The sequence below is a fragment of the Dyadobacter sp. CY312 genome, assembly GCF_021390535.1.
Taxonomy (GTDB): Bacteria; Bacteroidota; Bacteroidia; order Cytophagales; family Spirosomataceae; genus Dyadobacter.
This window is the reverse complement of sequence record NZ_JAJUXG010000001.1, coordinates 902,365-922,869: the sequence shown is the minus strand read 5'-3', so window position 1 is coordinate 922,869 and position 20,505 is coordinate 902,365. Positions and strand designations below refer to the sequence as shown.

Sequence of the window (20,505 nt, the reverse complement as noted above, 5' to 3'; positions counted from 1 at the left end):
GTCATGGAAATAAAAGTTTTAAAGCAAAAGTCAGTTAGTGGGAATAAGAAAAAATCGGCCATAAGAGAATGGCTGGACTCGGTAGTATTTGCTGTGGTGGCGGCTACACTGATCCGGTGGTTATTTTTTAGTGCGTTTGTGATCCCATCATCTTCTATGGAAAACAGTCTGTTGGTGGGTGATTATCTCTTTGTGAGCAGGTTGCATTACGGCACTACCACACCGGTTACACCTTTACAAGTTCCATTAACGCATCAAACGATCTGGGGAACAAAAATTCCGTCATATCTTGAATGGATAAAATTACCTCAATTCAGACTGCCTGGTTTCACAGATGTGAAAAGGGGCGATGTCGTGGTCTTTAATTTACCCGTGGAGCATCCTGATCTGTATCAGAAGTTTAGCTCAGTGCTTCCAGATCTTCATCCTCATCCGGTTGATTTGCGGACCAACTACATAAAACGGTGCGTCGGGCAACCGGGCGATAATTTGCAGATTAAAAACGGTCAGGTTTATGTAAACGGACAGGCCGAGGAGAATCCGGCTCGCATGCAGGGAGAATACTTCGTTTCAACCGGTACCGCAGTGAATGAACTTAACGTTTTTAAAAAGAATGCAGTAACCGAGTATGCTCAGTTTACAGAAACTTTCAACGACAGTATTCCAGGCAATGATGAGTTTGGTTACATCGTGAAAACGACATCCGCGATAGCAGAAAAGCTTAAAGCATTTGACTTTGTAAAACGAATAGAACCGGTGCTGATGCCGGCAAATTTAAAAGAGCCGTATCTTTTTCCGGCATCAGAGTCTTTATCCTGGAATAAAGATCAGTACGGTCCATTGCTGGTTCCAAAAAAAGATCAGACAATTCAGATCACAGCTCAGAATGCAGCGATTTACGCAGATGTAATCAAAAGTTATGAAGGTAATGAAAATGTGTTATTCAAAGATGGACTGATCACCATGGAAGGTAAAATGTTGTCTGAATATACTTTCAAGCAGGATTATTATTTTATGATGGGTGATAACCGGCACAACTCAGCGGACTCAAGATATTGGGGCTTTGTGCCGAAAGATCACATTGTAGGAAAGGCAATATTTGTATGGATGTCTATTGATCCGGATCCTATGGGTTTTTTAACCAAAATCCGCTGGGACCGGATTTTCAGGGTAATTGATTAAGTTCATAGTTTTTGGTTTACAGTTCACAGTCTGCTTATGACCGTGAACTGTAAACTTTAAAACTCTACTCTTCCTGCGAATAGATCAGCGCAGTATATGGAGGAATGTGAAGCGATGCAAATTGCGGGCAATTGTCAAATTCTCCTTCCATTGTTTCCGTATCGTGTACTGCCAGATTAGAAAATTCCGGATCATATTCTGCCTTGTCGCTGTTAAAGCGCAGATGCCATTTACCTGCACGCGGGAAGCCAACCTTGTAATCAGTAAATGCTTCTGTTGAAAAGTTGAGAACGACAACAACACTGTCTTTGGGCCCGCCTTCGTGCCAGCGATGCATGACGATCACTTTTTTGTCGTTGTCGGCGCGAATGATCTCAACATCCTGCCCCTGTAAACCGGCAGTAACACCGAACCAGTTTCTGCGCAAATGAATGATATCGCGATGTAGCATCGCAAAACCATGGAATTCATCATAGCGGGACCAGTCTATCGGATCGCTGTCCGAAAACCATTTGTCTTCCAGTAAGGGTTGTCCCTGGAAAATCATCGGAATACCGGGAGAAGTTAATACAAGTGCCACGCCTAGTGCAGCACGTTTTTTGGAGTACCAGTTGTTTACGTCGCCGTTGGCAATTTCTTCTGCCACGCGCGCCTGCCCGTTGGCAACCTCATCGTGTGATTCTGTATACACAATGCGTTGGAAGGAATCCATGTTGTAGCTGTTGGTGATTGCTTCAACCACCTCGTTCATATCCCTGTCCTGATCATTTTGAGTAATAATGGCATCTCTCACCGTGTGTACAAATTTGGCATCCCACTGTGAGCCGTATCCCAACCCGCCGTTTTCAACAGAGTTGGTGATGAAATCAAGAGAATGCATATCTTCCGCTATCGTGATGCGGTTAGGAAATTGCTCACTTATATCTTTATTGATCCATTGCATAAGTGTCATTCCTTCCTGGATGTCATTTCCCGGATCTCCGTCTGCTTTCACATTTCGTATATACGGAACCATATCCATTCTAAGCCCATCCGCGCGGAAGTCTCTCAGCCACATTAATGCATTGTCATGAATGTATTGCCTTACTTCACCTCTGCCGTAATCCGGGCGAGTATTTCCCCATGGTGTTTCTGAACGCCAGTCGTTGTAAAAGTAAATTCCGCCTCCGTCATTTTCAGACCAGCCGTCGAACTGCCAGAGATCCATGTCCGAAGGGCCGAAGTGATTGTAAACCACATCCATAATTACTGCTATACCAGCTTCATGAGCGGCTTTTATGAATGCCTTTAGTCCATCTGGTCCACCGTAATCGGATTCCACAGCAAAAGGGCTTGCCGGATTATATCCCCACGACCGCGATCCCGGGAATTCAGAACATGGCATTAGCTCAACGGCGTTAAATCCAAGTTCTTTGAGATAGTCTAATTTTTCAATGGCAGTATACAATGTACCCACCTGATCTTGACCGGGAGAATTGAAAGTTCCTACATGGAGCTCGTAAATGACAAGCTCATGCCATGAAGGTATTTGAAATTCAACACCTTGCCAGTCGAAAGAATCATGGTTATAAACAATTCCGTTTCCGGCTGAATTCGTCATTTTTAACGCATAGGGATCATTTCTCATAAAATCTCCGAATGGCGTTTTGAGAGAAAACTTGTATTCGTCGCCCTCTTTGGAGTTCTCTACCAATGCTCCCCAAAATCCGTTATCTTCTTTATTAAGAGGATTTGTATCTTCCTTCCAATCATTGAAACTTCCAACTACTGATACACTTTCTGCATGGGGCGCCCACACGCGGTAAAAAATTCCTTCGGCATGACACGTCGCACCCATCCCGTCAAAATGTTGTAAAACACTGGTTTCATTAATCTCTGAGTTTTCCATATATGGTTTGAAAAAATAATTGTTATTTTTGAAGACTTTCGTAAGCCTATTCGTTGGCAATTGTTATGCCAGAACGTATACCGTTAGTAAATACAAAATTCTTCATCATCAAAATGAAATACACTGCACACCATTTATGTCATCATCAGAAACTGAAAAAATCAGTATACTTGCTCTGATCCATACGCCTTCAGTTGGATCAGTAACCGTTCGCCAGTTGATCAGCTATTGCGGTGGAGCTGAAAATGTATTTAAAGCAGATTATAGGAAACTCATCAAAATCCCGGGTATTGGTGAAAAAGTTGCCCGCTCTATTTTGAAAGGTGAGGCGCTGGCTTTCGCAGAGAAGGAATTCAAGGCATGTTCGGGATCAGAAACGCAACTTCATTTCTTTACTGACGACACCTATCCGGCCAGACTAAAACCCCTTTACGATGCCCCTATTGTGTTGTATTCGCGGGGAGAAATCGATTTTAACGTACGAAGATCGGTCGGTATTGTCGGCACGAGAGGGGTGAGTGAATACGGAAAAGCGGTTACGGAAGCGATTGTCAAAGATCTTGTTCCATTCAATGCACTTATTGTGAGCGGACTTGCCTACGGTGTTGACATCACGGCACATCGGGCGGCAATAAAAAACGACCTTCCGACGATTGGTGTGATGGCAAGTGGACTAGATGTAATCTATCCCTCGGCACATCAGCGCACATCCAAAGAGATGCAGGAGAATGGAGGTATTGTCACTGAAAATGCGCTTGCAACCAAACCCGACTTTATGAGATTTCCTGCTCGTAATCGAATCATTGCTGGTTTAAGTGATGTTACGATCGTGGTGGAATCAGCTAAGAAGGGTGGAAGTCTGATCACAGTTGAGTTTGCCCAAAATTACCACAGAGAGGTGTTTGCCGTTCCGGGGAGTTTGTATAGTCCACAGTCGGAAGGTTGTAACGAGCTGATCAGGGATAATAAAGCCGCCATTTTTACGTCTGTTGCCGATATGACTACTTCCATGGGCTGGGAGCTCAACGACAAAAAGGCGGAGCAGATCGAAGTATTTCCTGATGTAAAAAATCAGGCGTCCTTTGATGGCTTTACCAGAGACGAAGGAGAGGTGCTGTCTATGCTTAAATTGAAAGGAACGATGCAGATTGATGACCTTTCATGGCAAAGTGGAATGCATCTCAATAAACTTGCGGCTTTGCTGCTGAATCTGGAATTTCAGGGCATGGTAAGGTCCATGCCAGGTAAAAAGTACGCGTTGATATGAATACAGAATATTGAGTTACGGTAACAAAATATTATTTATTTTAGAACTTTATTTACAGCTTTCGCCCGCACCAAACAGAGATGAGACCTAAATTTCAGAGTATCAGCGATTCCGTTATTGAAAAGATTAGATCCGGCGAATTGCAGCCGGGGGACAAGATACCGTCTGAGAATGAACTCATCAAAAATTACAATGTAAGTAACACCACCGCTCGAAAAAGTTTGCTGGAAATTGAGAGTCGAGGCTGGGCTAAACGTATAAAAGGGAAGGGTACGTTTGTGCTGAACCGTACGGTAGATCACCATCTGATCAGAACATTGGGTTCTATTTACGCCACGCGCCGTGGTTTTCACGAAAGCCTGCTCGCCGAAGGTTTTAAACCTCATAACCTGGTGCTGGAAAAAACAGTACTTGATGATGGCATATCTTCTGAAATCGGAGGTAAACACTTTATCATTCAGGGGCCGGTTCTTAAAATTCATCAATTGCGATATGCCGACGATGAGATTATCAAGGATGAAACCAAGTATATATCGCTCGGTTTATGTCCCAAAATCAATCGTATGCCTACGGAAATCTCCTATTTCAAGGTTTATGAGAATACGTATCATTTAAGGATTGAAGAAGTAAAGCAGACCTTGAGTGTTGAAATTATGGCGCCAGATTCGGAAGCGAACAACTTTGAATTGTCGAAGTCCACACCCATGTTTATTCTGGATAGCGCGGTGATTTGCCCTGACGATAAAGTGGTGGAAATCGAGAGGTCCTTTTACAGGGGCGACAAATATAAGTTCGCCATCAGCGCCAATCCGGATTACAACGATGTTCACTAAAAATACGAAAAGATAGTTGCGGCTATAATGCTGTGACCGTCTTCATTGGGATGATTCACGGACGCCATCACGTGTTTCAGCTTACCCTGTTTCACAATTTCTTTAAACCGACTGTAAGGGTCGGATAGGCCTGTTCCGTATTTTTCAGCCAGCTCCCTGATCTGCCCGGCATATGGGTCCAGCGGATTTTGAGGATCGCTGATGTCTATTCGCTGGTCAGGGGAGGGTGTAACGAGTATCACTTTAATATTTTTGGACTGTGCCATACGAATCATATTTTCGGTGGCTTCTCTTGTTTTATCCAATCCTGTAAAACGATCATTCAGCGCATAGTCTATAACAATGACGTCAGCGTTGTGAGTCAGAACGTCTTTTTCAAAACGGCTGGCACCCTTCACAGAGTTTTCTCCACCAATAGCTGTAACAATGACGTTGATTACGGCATAAGGATATTTTTGTTTGAGTAATTTCAATACCAGATTGGGATAGGATTCTAAGGTGTGAACCTCGTGTTTATCCCAAAAACCTGCCGGAACCGAATGACCATGGAATACCAGATTGATGGTTCTGTTTTTTGGCCAGACGGCATTCAGTTCCTTTTTTACTTCTTGTAAATAAGCGCTTGTGTCCGCAATTTGAGCATGGATAAATAAAGGAAAGAATAGGCTGAGAAAAAAAGTAAAAACGCCGATGTAGCTGTTGAGGTAGTTTTTAAAATTCGCCATAATTCAGGTTGTTTTGTGCCATTGGTTAATCAAATTAGGTGAAGTTTTGGTGAGCAAATAGAATACTCACCACGATACCACCAGACTTCCGGTTACGTTTTCTACAACGTAGTATTTTCCCAATGCCGGATCACCTTCCTTGAAAGAAATTTGGCCGGTTTTCCAGGGGTAGCCTGCGTTCAGATAAGCGTGAAAGTCCTTGGCTTGAATGTGATCCTCAGCATAAATTCGGACGGTGGCATTTTTTAAGCCATTCACTACAAATCTTTTTGAAATTCCCATTTCTCCGGAATGCAGTTCTTTCAGAGATACAATCCCGCTATTTTGCTCAACAAATACTCTGGATTCCCGATTCCAGGAAGTTGGAAGGTTGTAGACAGAATGACCATCGTTTAGCTTGGTGTCGAAACCGAGTAAGAGCGGAGCACCTTGTGGGAATCTGAATTTATTTTGAATGGTTGTGTTGGGATTGTAACCCGAGAAAATGAATGCGTTGTTGCTCCGGGAAATAGTCAAAACAGGATTTTTCACCGACGGACTCTCTTTTGATATCCCCAGCTTTATTCCGAATTCCGCCAAGGCGTAGCGCAGAAGAAGAGGGCCTGTGAAAAGTTTGGTGGGATCATCAGGAGTGAGCAGTTTTCCACCAGTGAATTTACTCGAATTAGTACCCCGGATATACACTACTTTACCTCCTTTCCAAGAGGCCATTTGCCGAACCCAGGCAACATCGCGAGATTGGTTGGTCTGTGTCATACGGGAAAGAACTTTGCTGGAAACATCTTTTTGGTTTGAAAGCTGCGTTGCTACTCCACCTCCCGAAAAGAGCGCACTATGAAGGATTTTCGCCGGGTAAGGTGTCGTCATTATGTCTCCCGCATAGATGGAAGTGATGTTGAATTCACCCTCAAGAGGGGTAGTGTTCTTTAGATTTAAAAGATCCAGAAATGCTTTTCCTGCATGGTCAGCAGGGCCATATACCATTAATTTGCCTCCATTCTGCACAAACGAAATCAGAGACTTTTCGAGGTCTGAGTCTGCATCAGGAACAATCGTAACCAGAATAGATTCTCTGAATTTATCAGGTTCATTTTTGATGACCTTTTTAAATGATCCTGTCGATACAATCGTATTCAGTGGAAAGCCATTGTTGATAGCCTGACGGATCAGCCAGTCGCCGTAATAGATTTCGGGCAGTCTGTCCTTATACTTATAGGCCCAATCATGATACTCATCAAAAGGATACACCCAAACGAGCGGACCCGGTGCTGTGGGAGAGTCATACCGTGCTTTTAGAATGTGTGGTGTAACTTCATCCGGAACCTGGGTCGGCATGTTGCCATAGGAGTCGTCGATACTTAAAAAATTCAGATGTGAGGGTAATTTTACTTCGCCTTTTGCATTGATCCTCGATACAGACATTGGGAGATAAATGTCGTGTGGTTCACGACCGTAGCGATCGAGCCAGGGACTGTTGATCCACCATGGGTCGTGGGTATAGTATCTGAAAAGATAGCGTTCATCCGGCAATTCTGCCATTCTTGACATATATCCAACCATTTCCAATCCAAAATCACCATCCAACGCTGCCCAGGGCGAATTTGGCGGTGGGAGGATATTTTTGTCCTTGTAAATCGACCTCAGATCCACACCATCTCTGGCAAGATCAGTCCCGGTGGATAAATTCGTTCCTCTTGTTTGGATTTGAACATCAGGACATTCGGCTCGAAAAAATTTCCAGAAGTCGGAAATCTTGGATTTGGTTGCAGCAAGTTTCGCCTGATCAAATCCCTTGCCGTCGAAAATAGCACCGGTGGAAGACCAACCTTCTACGCCGAAACCAAATCCGTTACTCAGCCAGAGAAAATCAAAACCCATGTCATCCAGCAACCTTTGGCTTTGTCTACCCAGAAACGTTCCGAAAGGAGTTCCTTCGGGGATACCGTTAGGAAAACCCGCGTAAGATTCTTTGTCGGCTTTCAGTACCGAATAGCAGCTCACCATCGTGTTGTGTCCCATGGCACTTCCGCCCAGAATCTCAGGATGTCTTTTGTATTTAAAATCAGACTTGGCGAATTCCGGACCCGGATCAAAAGTTTCTCCCACTCTTATCGGCTTGCCTGTTACCTTTCGGCCCTCTTCCTTTAATGCCTGAACTATGAATTTAAGATCACCATAAGTAAACTCGGGAGGATTTTCGAGATACAAATAGGCCCTCTCGTGAATAGAAAGCTCCTTCGGCCCCGAGTTGACTGCATGTTTGGTATTCGGATTTCCTATGTAACGAGCCCATTCCAAAGGTTGCGAAGGTGTTCCTTTGTATTCCAAAATTTCCGAACCGTCGCCCGTCCAGAGCATAACCGAAACGGTATCGGCATGCCGCAGCAGTGCGTGCCATTGTACAAACATTTCTCTGGCTACATTCCGAATATAGGTTTTGTCATTCTTTTTGAAAGGTTTGAGGGAAGCTTCCAGTGTGATGTTATTGAAGTTTTTCCCTTTGAGAAATGAAACTTCCTGCGCGCTAGATTCGCCAGAGAACACGGTCCAGATTAGTATGGCTATTAACAGACAGGAAGATTTACCAAAAAATAAACGTATCATAGAAAAGATTTTTTACAGATATTGACTTTACAATCTAGTATCCCGGGTTCTGTCCTAAATTTGGATTAATATCAATTTCACGTAATGGAATTGGCATGATCATTTCATGGTCTGCGACTGTAAAATTCAAGCCGTTATCCTGAAAATATTTATTCATCACTATCTGAAACCGCCCGGTGCGCACCAGATCAAACCAGCGGTGCCCTTCCAGAAAAAGCTCCACTTTTCGTTCTTTGTCCACTGCCAGTGTAAAGTCTGCTTTAGACAAGCCAGTTATTGATCCCAGTCCGGCTCGGGTTCTTACCATATTGATGTAAGTATGGGCATCGGCAGTATTACTGGTCTCATTTAATGATTCAGCATACATTAGTAGAACATCGGCATAGCGTAGAGACGTGAAATTGATGCCTCCGTCGCCAACGATTCCGGTTGTAAAGTCTACGAATTTTAGTCCAAACAATTCCTTTTCATATTTACCATTAATGAGTTTTACAGAATCTCCAATGGAAGCAACTCTTCTCAAATCACCCTTTTCGTATCCATTTGCCATTTGCCGTGTGGGTAATACGCGGCCGGCACCCTGCATGTTACCCGGAAACATACCGACGTCAAATCGAGAGGGCATAAAAATGGTGGCAAAAGAATTTCCTTCGCCCACATTTCCGGAAAGGTATTTAATTTCAAATATGGACTCCTGTAATTCGTCATTGCCATTAACAAACAATTTTTTGTAATCAGGATTGAGGGAGTAAGTTTTCGAATCGATTACTTCTTTCAATACTGCTCTGGCGAGATCATATTGCTTTGTAGTAAGGTATACCTTGCCAAGCAAAGTTTTTGCAGCACCAACAGAAGCTTGTGATTTACTTAACCCGGTTACACCATTTAACAAAGTGGATGCCTCCGTCAAATCCTTAATGATCTGGCTGTACACCTCAGCTACCGGTTTTCGGGTCATGTCAAAATTCATAATCTCCTCCGGACTTCTGAACGCTACATCTACCATAGGCACATTCCCAAATAAACGTACCAGATAAAAGTAACTGTAAGCTCTAAGGAACAGCGATTCACCTTTGTACTGGTTCTTTTGATCGCTTGTTATATTAACAGCATCCAGTCGCGACAGAATATTATTGGATCTTGCAATTGTGGCAAAGGATGTACTCCAGACAGCGTTCAGATAGTCATTGGCGGCAGTTAAATTCATCTCGTCACACTCCGCCTCAGATACGGTAGGTGAGGTAGACCGTATGTCTGTATTGTCGGTAGTTAGATCTCCGAGGTGAATAATAGAGGTGTTATGCAGAGCCTGAAGACCAGCGTAGTTCCCCACCAGAGCCGTTTCAAAATCCTTGGCATTTTTATAGAATGCATTCTCACTAATCTGATATTCAGGTTGTAAGGTAAGGAAGTCAGAACAGGAAGCTACGGACACTCCCATGAATATATAGATGATGTATTTTTTCATTGCAAAATTTCTTTAAACTTTAAAGAGTTAATTTGATTCCTAATGTGTACGTGCGCGGAAGCGGATAATTGAGATAATCAATTCCTCCATTTACCACATTGTCGCCGCTGACGCTGGATTCCGGATCATAGCCGGGATAATCTGTAAAGGTGAAAACGTTCGCAACATTAGCATAAACATTTAAAGCACTGATTTTTAAATTGCTAGTCAGATTTTTCGGCAGATCGTAAGACAGTTTTATATTTCTTATCCTCGTAAAAGCATTGCTGAACAGGTAGTGAGACGAAGTTCCAAAGCCGAGCGCGTGGTTGCTTCTAATAGACCTAGGCATTATTCCGTCGCCGGGATCAGCCTCTGAGCGCCATCTTCTGTCTGTCAGTATAAGGTTGTTTTGCACGCCGTTATCGCCCAGAAGTGAGGCGCCTGCATCCAGATAAGTGTAAGCGCCATGCGAACCAACCACACCTACATTAAGGCTAAGACTTCCCAGCGTAAAATTGTTATCCATTCCCCAGGTAAAGTCAGGCCATGGAGACCCTACGATTTTCCGGTCGCTTTGGTTGATGACGCCATCGTCGTTAACATCCTCAAATTTGAGATCACCCGCCTGTGTTTTCGGATGCTGAAGAGCGGCACCATCCAGTTCAGCGCTGGTCATGAAAACACCCAGTTTGTTTATCAGGTAAAAGCTCGAAATCGCCTGACCAACTTCTGTGATCTGGTAGGCCGAATTGGCAATTCTTCCGCCTTCGGTGGCTAGCTTTAATACCTTGTTTCGGTTGTGGCTGAATGTAAAATTGCTGGCCCATTCGAAACGTTTCGAGCGCACATTCACCGTTTGCAAACCAAGTTCAAAACCCTTGTTTTCTATGTCACCGATATTTTGTGTAGAACTGTTGAATCCTGACGCCGCAGGCAATTGTACTGCAAGAAGCAGATCTGTTTTGTGGTCACGATAGGCGTCGGCTGTCAGAGTGATTCTGTCTTTAAACAGACTTAGGTCTATGCCAATATTGGTTTGTTTTGATTTTTCCCACGTCAGGTTATCATTGGACAAAGTACTGGGTATCAGACCTGGGTTGAGAGCTCTGTTTTTGACATATCTTGTAGCTGATAACAGTCCGATGTGGGTGTAATCGCCGATCTGGTTGTTTCCGGAAATGCCGTAACTGGCCCTAAGCTTCAGATTGCTTATGAAGTTCAAGTCTTTCATGAAATTTTCCTCTGAAAGATTGTAGCCTACCGAGAAAGACGGGAATGATCCCCAACGGTTGTTTGATCCAAACCGGGAACTACCGTCACGTCGTACCGTTGCAGTGAACATGTACTTGCCAGCATAGGAATACGTAAGTCTGGCCATGGTCGACAAGAGCGCCCATTCGTTGATAGCCTGAGTGCCTGCGTTTACAATTCCGGCTGTGATGAAAGGAACGTATTCAGTTGGGAAATCGGAAGCACCCACCGATACAATATCTCGTCTGTTCTTTTGAGCGGTAAAGCCAATCAACCCATTCACAAAATGTTTGTTGTTGAACACCTTCACATAGGTCAGCGTGTTTTCATTAAGCCAGTTAAGTGATTCGGCGCGTGAGGTACCTGCAGTTGCTGGGTAGTTTAGGGTACCAAAATTTGGCACAGCTGATGAGCGCCACAACTTGATATTGTTTGTACCAAAATTTACGCCGACGGAAGTCTTAAAAGTCAGTTCGTCTGTAATGTTAACTTCAACAAAATTGTTTGTTACTACGTCCATAACCTTCCTGCGGTCATCAGAGCCATCACTCACGGCAAGTACATTGGCAAGAAACCCAAGACCGTCGTTTACGTCTTCCTGATTGAAATAGTAATTCCCATTGCTGTCATATACCGGAATAGTAGGTGACGCTGCCAATGCGTTGGTGAGCAAACCACCAGCTCCATAATGTGATTCGGTATTCGCAAATTTTCCAAAACCATACGATCCGAATGTTGAGGTTCCAATTTTGATGCGTTTTGTAATTTGTGCGTCTACATTAACTCTCAGATTAAACCGGGTATAGTCGGTGTTGATAATGATTCCTTCCTGTGAGAAATATCCTCCTGAAATAAAATATTTAGCTTTTTCATTGCCGCCTGTGGAAGAGACCTGCACATTCCGAACCGGAGCCGTTCTGAAAATTGCATCCTGCCAGTCTGTATCCGTAGTTATGGCATCAGGTGTTCTGAATATTGGTCTTACCCTTGTATTGACACTTCTCAGTTCGTTGGGATCGGTGGCTTTACCTCCTGCATACACCCAGGCATTGTCCCTGCCGTCTGCCAGATAATTGGCATATTGCTTCGAGTTCAGCATTTCCAACTTGTGTGCAACTTCCTGAAACCCGTAAGAGGCATCGACACTAATTTGCGATTTGCCATAGGCTCCGCGTTTTGTAGTGATAATGACCACACCATTTGCTCCGCGAGAACCATATATAGCTGTTGCTGAGGCGTCTTTCAAAATTTCTATGGATTCAATATCCGATGGGTTGATAGAAGCGAGCGGGTTAACGCGGTTGCCTGTATTGCTAGCCATGCCGGCGGAAGAAAAATTATTACCTCCATAATTTCGCATATCGGAACCTCCGCCGCCAGTACCCATTGCAAAGCCATCTATTACATAAAGTGGCTGATTACCACCCGTTATAGAACTCACCCCCCTGATGAGAATATTAACGTTTCCTCCCGGGGCACCGGTGGTTTGGCTGATCTGCACACCCGGTACTTTCCCCTGAAGCATTTGGTCAAAACTACCGGCAGATGGCTGAATGAATTGTTCACTGGAAATTTTGGTAATAGATCCGGTAAGGTCCTTTTTACGAGCAGTTCCGTAACCTACTACGACCACATCCTGAAGTTGTTGCTGGTCGGCCGTCAGACTGACATTGAATAACGATCGATTTTCAACCTGTATCTCCTGAAAATTGTACCCAATAAAACTTACCACAATGGTAGCATTGGAAGAAACTGCCAGTTTGAAATTTCCGTCAATATCAGAAGTTGTTCCGTTGGTTGAACCTTTTTCGGCAATTGTTGCTCCAATAAGTGCCGTGCCATCTGTGCCGGACGTTATTTTTCCGGATATCGTAATCTTTTGCTGGGCAGAAACTCTTCCATTGGACATTACTACACTTAGTGAAGCAAAAAGCAGTAACCTTGCCCATTTTTGAAATAAAATGTGTTTCATTTTGCGTTGATTTTTAGATTAGACTTTTAAACAGGGTTTAGGAAAGGGAGAGAGACAAAGCCCTACTTGTCTTTTTCGTTTTAGCATTACGGGACTTAATTATTCCTGAATTATCACCGCTTCCAGATTCAGATAGGACGCGATTTTCGCAATGGTTTTTGCATGATGTCCGATGCCCAGTGCAAAATGGTGTGTGGGTCCTTCCTTCATCCATCTTTGTAAAAATGTTCTTACGTCTGGTTTGAAATAACCTCTTGTATTGGTGTTTCCGGTAGGAGGAATAGGTCCTTCTACCGACTGACCTTCTGCTATCACAAACTTGAATTTTCCGTCATACGTAGAGTTGATACTCAGCATCGTTATAGGACCTTCCTTGATCTTAAATTCAACACCTGCGCCAAAACCAGGCTTTCCATGGTATTTGGTCAGGCTGCGTAAAACGGGCTTGCCTTCGGCAATGGCTACGTTGTGAGGACCATCATGGCCTACAAGTACAAATCCCTCCTTAAAATCGACCGGATGGAACTCAGCAAAACTGCCGCCTATGCCCAAACGTTCCATTATCAGCATGGCAAAGCAGGTTTTCAGATCAGATTCGCCGCACATTGGAAATCCGGCTCCGGTTAGTAGTGAATTTCCTACGATCAGATTTGACATCACTGTGCGCGTGTCGCTATTGTCAGGACCTTCATAATAATATGCGAGTCCGTCCAGGTTCTTTTCTTCAATAAACTTTTCCAGTGCCACAGTTACTCTTGACGCGGTTTCAAGATCGGAATCCCTGAGTTTTTCTGAAATTGGATCAGAAACAGGCTCGGGTGTATCGAAAAAGTCAAGGATTCTTTCCTTGACGGGCTCAATTTCGTCACGGGTCGCATGCACGTATTGTGTTACAATCTCGTGTGCTTCGCATTGTACAATGTGGGCGCCAAAGTGCGCTGTAAGCATGGTTGAGTCGGAATGCATGTCCAGCATGGCTTCAATAGGATGACCTATATGCCCTATTCGAGAGGTTCGAAGATCATGCAGTACTGCTGCTATCCGGCAGTATTCTTCTATTTCGGCATCTGCCCGCGGATCATCATATAACGTTCCGATAATCATATCCGGCACCTTTTTGCCCATTCTTGCTGCTACACCGGCAAATTCCGGAAGCGAGCAAATGTCATCATTGTAAAGCTGCATGTAGGTTGATGCTCTGGAATAGTCCATGGCCTTGTCAGGTTGCAACGCCACAAGTACAATTGGCACATTGATGTTTCGTATGATCACACCAAAAGTGTTCGATGTTGCGTAGGTGACCATGTCGCAGAAGATCAGATCCAGATTGGCGGCGTTGAGTTTGGGTACCAGATCGTATGCTTTTTGCACATCATCTACCAAACCAAAATCGACTACTTCCGCGTATGATCCGTTTTGGATCTTTTCGACAAAAACAGCCTGTTTTTGAAGCATGGCATCCAGCAAACCGTCAAACTGATCCCAGTATTTGTAATAGGCCACGCCAAACACGCCAATGCGCGGTCTCGTTTGTTTGCGTTTTTTGATAATGTCGGTTTGTGCCACTGCATTCGGGATGAGAATATGGTTTTCCATAAGTTTGATCTATGTTTTTATTAATATTTCTTAACGCACTAAGTAAATTAGGGTAAAATTTTTTACGTTTCTATTTGTGGCTCTGCAAAGTCCTGACGAATGGACTCCTTATTGCTTGAAAATAAAGGCTTTATGTTGGGTATCAGGAAAATAAAACCAATAAAAGCGATGGGGTAGAGCAGTCCTGAGGCTATCCAAAGCGGTTTGTATGAATATTGCTCTATGATTTTACCTATCATAGGATTAAGTAACAAACTGGATATGGCTCCTGCTGTGCCTGATAATCCGACAACCGTTGAGGTCGCTTTCCGGCCAAATACATCTGAAATAGAGGTGATGTAATTGGTAATCCAGAAACCGTGAGCAAACATATAAAGAGCCATTATTGCCACTGCCAGTTCAACGGAATTGACATAAGCTGCCATGGGTACAGCCAAAGTGAGTGTTGCTGCAAAACCCATGATCGTTTTTCTGGCTTTATTGATACTGAAATTCCATTTAATCAATTGATCAGACAAAAAGCCACCGAAAATGTTTGAAATTCCCAGTGCGAGAAATGGAATCCAGAATAGGCTGCCAATACGTTCAAAGGATACACCACGTTCTTCACTCAGATACTTTGGAATCCAGAACATCATGAAATACATGACCGGATCCAACATAAAACGCATTAGAATAAATACCCAGGTTTGCCTTATTTTGAAAAGCTCTCTGAATGATAAGGCTTCTATTTTTGTGCTGACAGATTTAATAGCCTGGTTTGCAATATTAGATTTCCAGGGGATTAATAACCAAATTGCTACCCAGGCAATCCCAACCAAACCTGGTATGACAAACCCTGCACGCCATCCGTAATATTCAGATATCCAAATTGTTAACGGTGGTGCAATAACAGCCCCAATGGCTGATCCGCCTATGGCAATCCCATTTGCAAATCCCCTTTCCTTGGTGTCAAACCAGTCATAGACTGTTTTTGCTGCTCCCGGAAAACAGGCGCCTTCGCCCAGTCCGAGAAGAAATCGGAATGCCAAAAGTTGTGGCAGACTGTTCATGAGTCCGTGGAAAGCGTTAGCTATGGACCAGACGCCAACGGCCACAGCCAAGCCCGTTTTCGCACCAACACGGTCAATAAGCCAGCCTCCCAGTGTGAACATCAATGCGTAGCTGAGTAGGAAACTGGTGTTTACCCAACCGTATTCCACATCTGTGAACTGAAACTCTTCCTGTATTTTGATGATGGCAATCGACAATACCTGCCGGTCCAGAAAGCTCAGACCTGTGGCCATAAAGACCATTAGAACTACAAACCAGCGGATAGAGTTTAGTTTCATATAACTTAACGCACTAACTTATTTTTATTCAAAAATAAATCCATAAAATACAAAAAGCAAGAGATTGGTAATTAATCTTTAAAATTTAATATAAAAACGTGCTGGCAGTGTGTGTAAGAGTTGTAAGGTGATCCTCTAAAAGTTTTTACTGAGCATTTTTTAACTTTTATATTTCAATGTATGTTTCATTAAACGAAAGACTTTAAATTTAAGCTGCGTACCAATTCATCACTTCATGCCCGAGCGGAAAAGCACGATAGAAATTATTAAACAAGGAGAAGGGCTCACAATTGAGTTTAAAAGAATTATTGACAGTCCTTATAAGATTGCAAAGACCATTTCTTCTTTTGCCAATACCTCCGGTGGTGTTTTACTTGTTGGTATTGGAAACGACGGCGCTTTATTGGGTGTGTCTTCGGAACTGAATGAACTTCAAAAATTGGAACGTGCTGCGGGAAAACTGGTGGAGACTCCTTTACATATTCGATTTTCTACTGAAAGCCTGGACGGTAAAAAAATTCTGAGAGTAGAAATTGATGAAAGTCCTGATAAACCACATTACGCGCTGAACGAGAAAAATCAGCGCATCATTTACATTAGAATCAAAGATAAAAGTGTACCGATTCCGAAACTGCTCATACAAGGGGAGGGTGATGCTGATACGGAGAAGTTACTTGCGACCCGTCATGTCAAATCATTGATCAGTTATCTGAAATCTACGGACACAGTCACAGCCCGTGCTTTTTCCAGAATTATCAATACTTCGGAAAAACGTGCAGAAAGAATGCTGAATGACCTGGCTGCCAAACAAATTCTCTTGAAAGTCAATAAAGCCAAACCCGAAACATTCAGCCTTAAATGGTCGGAATGAAAAAGGGACTTGCAACAAAGCGTTGCAAGTCCCTTTTTGTAAAAACCGATATTAGTTGATTCCAACAAGTTCCAGTTCGAAAATAAGATCCTGGCCAGCCAATGGGTGATTGGCATCCAACACAACGTGCTGCTCAGTAACCTCACGGATTACAACAGGGATTACCTGTCCGCCATCCTGATGCATGTTCAACGTTCCACCCACTTCCAAAGGAATGTCAGCAGGAATTTGAGCGCGGTCAAAGTTCACTACCATGTCTTCGTTTACAGGTCCGTATGCTTCTGCGTTTGGAATATGGATTGTCTTTTTCGCTCCGATTTCCATTCCGGTCACGCCGTCGTCAAATCCTTTGATCACCATTCCGCTTCCCAGTTGAAAAGCCAATGGTTCACGCCCTTCTGAAGAGTCAAAAAGTTGTCCGTCAGGAAGAGTTCCTTTGTAATGAACCTGTACATTATCTCCTGCTTGTGCTTGCTTCATTTCAGTTTTATTCTTGATTGGTTAAAAATATCCCGGTTCAGTTTACTTACTTAAACCGGGGGTATACATTGATTAATATGCCCGGGCAAAAACCACACGTTTGGATGATGGTTTACCAGAATAAATGCAAACACCGCTTTCTTCTTCTGCGTTCAATGGAATGCAGCGAATGGTCGCTTTTGTCTCTTCTTTAATTTTTTCTTCGGTTTCTGAGGTTCCATCCCAATGCGCCAGAATGAAGCCTCCTTTTGTATCCAGAACCTTATTAAATTCTTCGAAAGAATCTACCGAAGTGGTATTTTCTTCACGGAATGCAAGCGCCTTGTTGTAGATAGATTCTTGAATATTGTCCAGTAATTCGCTGATAAAACCAGCAATACCTTCCAAAGAAACGGTTTCCTTTGTTTTGGTATCTCTTCTTGCAACTTCCACTGTGCCGTTTTCAAGGTCGCGTGCACCAATTGCCAGTCTGACCGGAACGCCTTTCAATTCATATTCAGCAAATTTATAGCCAGGCTTGTAAGCGTCGTTATCGTCGAATTTTACACTAATGCCTAGTTTTTTAAGCTGTTTTTTGATTTCGTCGGCTTTTTCTGCAATTGCTGCGAGCTGTTCCTCATTTTTATAAATCGGAACGATCACAACCTGAATCGGTGCGAGTTTCGGAGGCAGCACAAGTCCGCTGTCGTCGGAGTGAGCCATGATCAGTGCGCCCATCAGTCTGGTGCTTACACCCCATGAGGTTCCCCAAACGTATTCCAGCTTACCATCCTTATCCTGAAACTTCACATCAAACGCAGTTGCGAAGTTTTGCCCAAGGAAGTGAGAGGTGCCTGCCTGCAACGCTTTGCCATCCTGCATAAGAGCTTCAATACAGTATGTATCTTCGGCTCCTGCAAATCTTTCGTTTGCAGTTTTTATACCTTTTACTACGGGCAGTGCCATCCACTCTTCTGCGAAAGTTGCATATATATCAAGCATCTGTTTAGTCTCTGCAATTGCCTCGGCAGATGTTGAATGTGCCGTATGGCCTTCCTGCCACAAAAATTCAGCAGTTCTCAAAAACAACCTTGTTCTCATCTCCCAGCGTACAACATTTGCCCACTGATTGATCAGAAGAGGCAAGTCACGGTAGGACTGTATCCAATTTTTATAAGTACTCCAGATTACGGTCTCGGATGTTGGTCTTACAATAAGTTCCTCTTCCAGTTTCGCATCCGGATCCACAATAACGCCTTTTCCGTTCGGATCGTTTTTAAGCCTGTAATGTGTAACAACTGCACATTCTTTGGCAAAGCCTTCTACGTGAGAGGCTTCCTTACTCAAATAAGACTTTGGTATGAAAAGTGGAAAATATGCATTCTGATGACCAGTTTCTTTGAACATATCATCAAGAGCACGCTGCATTTTCTCCCAGATGGAGTATCCGTATGGCTTTATAACCATGCAACCTCTTACAGCAGAGTTTTCCGCAAGATCCGCTCTTTTGACTAATTCGTTGTACCATTCGGAGTAGTTTTCACTTCGGGTTGGCAGGGCTTTACTCATTCGTTGTATTATTTTGTAAATGTAATGGAGTATAACACGATACTACGCTCGCTTTTTCAGCATTGCAAAGATAGTTTTTTATGTTAACTTTGGAATTAATGTAACCGCATAGATGTTTATTCGTTGTGTGGAATAGATTTTATACTTATTTTAGCAAGAAAAAAATTAACCCTTTTAAGCCATGATTATGATAAATAGAGCAAAATATTTGTCTTTGCTAGTGCTGCTGGGAGCTTGGGGATGTACTACCAACCAATATGTTTCAAAATCGGGAGGTGGATATGACGATCTGTATGGCTCGGGTTCAGGTACTGGCGTCGTTACAAACGATAGAAATGCATACAGGAACACTGATGAGGATTTTTCCCGTTCAGATAATCCTGACTATTATGCGAGTACTCAGCCTGAAAATGAAGGCACGAGTGACTATTACAACGAATCCTACTTGTCGTCCAGAGGTGTGCAACGTTCACTGTCTGGTAATCAGGTAGGTTACAACGCAGGTTTCGTTGACGGATACAATGAAGCAAACCGGTTCTCACCATACAGTAATGCATTTGGTTTCAACAACGGACTGGGCGGATTTTGGCCTGGTAGCGGTTTCAGTATGAACATCGGTTTCGGAATGGGAAGCATGTTCAGAATGAATCCTTACATGGGTTTTGGAATGGGGTCCATGATGGGTATGGGTTACGGATATTCCCCTTTCGGGTACAATCGCATGATGATGGGTTACAGTCCATTCGGATATGATCCATTTGGTTATGGTGGATGGGGTAGCCCGTTCAACAGCATGTACGGATTTGGAGGAGGCTACGGAATGTATGACAGCTTCTACGGAGGATACGGATACAATCCATGGGCATACAGCCGTCCTGTGATCGTTGTAAATAACGTTGAGAGAAGAGGTGTGAGCCGCACTTACGGACCAAGAGTTGGGGGTTCAAGAAGTAGCGACAGATACAATTCAGGATTTGTTAACAACGGACGCTCAGCTACCTCAACATCTGATAGATCTGCAAGAAGGTCAGGAAGCGGAGATACTTACAGTTCTCCAAGAGCTGCATCACGTTCCTATGATAGAGGTTCAAGCGTTGGAAGTGCAGGAAGAGCTGCCGCAACTGAGGGAAGAACATATTCAAGAGGAACCAACGAAGGCAATAATGTATATTACTCTCGCCCTCGTTCATCGGCAACTAATGCTACAAACGGAAGGGTAGGCTCTGAGTCATATGCTGCGCCACGGTCTACCAGAAGTAGTGGTTCATCCTATTCGGCTCCTACAAGAAGTCAATCGGATTATAGTGCACCTTCACGTACTTACAACACGCCAAGAAGTGAATCTTACAGTGCACCGTCCAGAACATACAGTGCTCCTGCAAGAACAGCTCCGACGCCTAGTTACAGTGCGCCCTCGAGAAGTTACAGTGCTCCTGCAAGTAGCGGAGGCGGTGGAGGCGGAGCTTCCCGATCGTCTTCGAGAGGACCGAGATGATTAAGTAGTTGA

The 20,505-nt window shown here is 43.6% G+C and carries 14 protein-coding genes; 5 read left to right on the top strand and 9 right to left on the bottom strand.

The genetic code is table 11. The features are described from left to right. The first annotated feature begins 3 nt into the window (after positions 1 to 3). Positions 4 to 1,182, top strand: a complete 1,179-nt coding sequence (gene lepB / locus LZG71_RS04105) for a signal peptidase I (RefSeq protein WP_233817269.1) — start codon at positions 4 to 6, stop codon at positions 1,180 to 1,182. 64 nt (positions 1,183 to 1,246) lie between these two features. Here the strand turns inward: lepB and LZG71_RS04100 are convergent, their stop codons facing one another. After that, positions 1,247 to 3,070, bottom strand: a complete 1,824-nt coding sequence (locus LZG71_RS04100) for an alpha-amylase family glycosyl hydrolase (protein WP_233817267.1) — start codon at positions 3,068 to 3,070, stop codon at positions 1,247 to 1,249. 136 nt (positions 3,071 to 3,206) lie between these two features. On the opposite strand from LZG71_RS04100, the gene dprA reads away from it, so the two are divergent. Both dprA and LZG71_RS04090 read left to right on the top strand, forming a co-directional pair. Then, the gene (gene dprA / locus LZG71_RS04095) at positions 3,207 to 4,337 is read left to right on the top strand and encodes a DNA-processing protein DprA (protein WP_233817265.1); all 1,131 of its coding nucleotides are present in this window, start codon (positions 3,207 to 3,209) and stop codon (positions 4,335 to 4,337) included. 80 nt (positions 4,338 to 4,417) lie between these two features. Then, positions 4,418 to 5,170, top strand: coding sequence for a GntR family transcriptional regulator (locus LZG71_RS04090; RefSeq protein WP_233817263.1), 753 nt, complete (start codon positions 4,418 to 4,420; stop codon positions 5,168 to 5,170). On the opposite strand, the gene LZG71_RS04085 is transcribed toward LZG71_RS04090, so the two are convergent. From LZG71_RS04085 to LZG71_RS04060, 6 genes are all read right to left on the bottom strand, one after another. Continuing rightward, positions 5,167 to 5,895: a GDSL-type esterase/lipase family protein gene (locus tag LZG71_RS04085; RefSeq protein ID WP_233817261.1), complete on the bottom strand. Its 729-nt coding sequence runs from the start codon at positions 5,893 to 5,895 to the stop codon at positions 5,167 to 5,169. The genes LZG71_RS04090 and LZG71_RS04085 overlap by 4 nt on opposite strands. A 66-nt stretch (positions 5,896 to 5,961) precedes the next feature. Beyond that, positions 5,962 to 8,499 (bottom strand): hypothetical protein, encoded by a 2,538-nt coding sequence (locus LZG71_RS04080; RefSeq protein ID WP_233817259.1) that lies wholly within the window; start codon positions 8,497 to 8,499, stop codon positions 5,962 to 5,964. A gap of 34 nt (positions 8,500 to 8,533) precedes the next feature. Next, complete coding sequence (locus LZG71_RS04075) at positions 8,534 to 9,967, bottom strand: RagB/SusD family nutrient uptake outer membrane protein (RefSeq protein WP_233817257.1); 1,434 nt, start codon at positions 9,965 to 9,967, stop codon at positions 8,534 to 8,536. 19 nt (positions 9,968 to 9,986) lie between these two features. Beyond that, the gene (locus LZG71_RS04070; protein ID WP_233817255.1) at positions 9,987 to 13,172 is read right to left on the bottom strand and encodes a TonB-dependent receptor; all 3,186 of its coding nucleotides are present in this window, start codon (positions 13,170 to 13,172) and stop codon (positions 9,987 to 9,989) included. Positions 13,173 to 13,271: 99 nt separating this feature from the next. After that, positions 13,272 to 14,768 (bottom strand): L-fucose/L-arabinose isomerase family protein, encoded by a 1,497-nt coding sequence (locus tag LZG71_RS04065; protein WP_233817253.1) that lies wholly within the window; start codon positions 14,766 to 14,768, stop codon positions 13,272 to 13,274. 62 nt (positions 14,769 to 14,830) lie between these two features. Then, complete coding sequence (locus LZG71_RS04060) at positions 14,831 to 16,099, bottom strand: MFS transporter (protein ID WP_233817251.1); 1,269 nt, start codon at positions 16,097 to 16,099, stop codon at positions 14,831 to 14,833. Positions 16,100 to 16,334: 235 nt separating this feature from the next. Here LZG71_RS04060 and LZG71_RS04055 point away from each other — a divergent pair, with 235 nt between their 5' ends. Then, positions 16,335 to 16,970 carry a helix-turn-helix domain-containing protein gene (locus tag LZG71_RS04055; protein ID WP_233817249.1) on the top strand — a complete coding sequence of 212 codons (636 nt, stop codon included), beginning with the start codon at positions 16,335 to 16,337 and terminating at the stop codon, positions 16,968 to 16,970. 51 nt (positions 16,971 to 17,021) lie between these two features. On the opposite strand, the gene LZG71_RS04050 is transcribed toward LZG71_RS04055, so the two are convergent. Both LZG71_RS04050 and proS read right to left on the bottom strand, forming a co-directional pair. After that, positions 17,022 to 17,450: a peptidylprolyl isomerase gene (locus LZG71_RS04050; protein ID WP_233817247.1), complete on the bottom strand. Its 429-nt coding sequence runs from the start codon at positions 17,448 to 17,450 to the stop codon at positions 17,022 to 17,024. A 72-nt stretch (positions 17,451 to 17,522) separates the two neighbouring features. After that, positions 17,523 to 18,998, bottom strand: coding sequence for a proline--tRNA ligase (gene proS / locus LZG71_RS04045; protein WP_233817245.1), 1,476 nt, complete (start codon positions 18,996 to 18,998; stop codon positions 17,523 to 17,525). Between the two features lie 181 nt (positions 18,999 to 19,179). Between proS and LZG71_RS04040 the strand changes: the two genes are divergently transcribed. Continuing rightward, positions 19,180 to 20,493, top strand: coding sequence for a hypothetical protein (locus LZG71_RS04040; protein ID WP_233817243.1), 1,314 nt, complete (start codon positions 19,180 to 19,182; stop codon positions 20,491 to 20,493). The last annotated feature ends 12 nt before the right edge of the window (positions 20,494 to 20,505 follow it).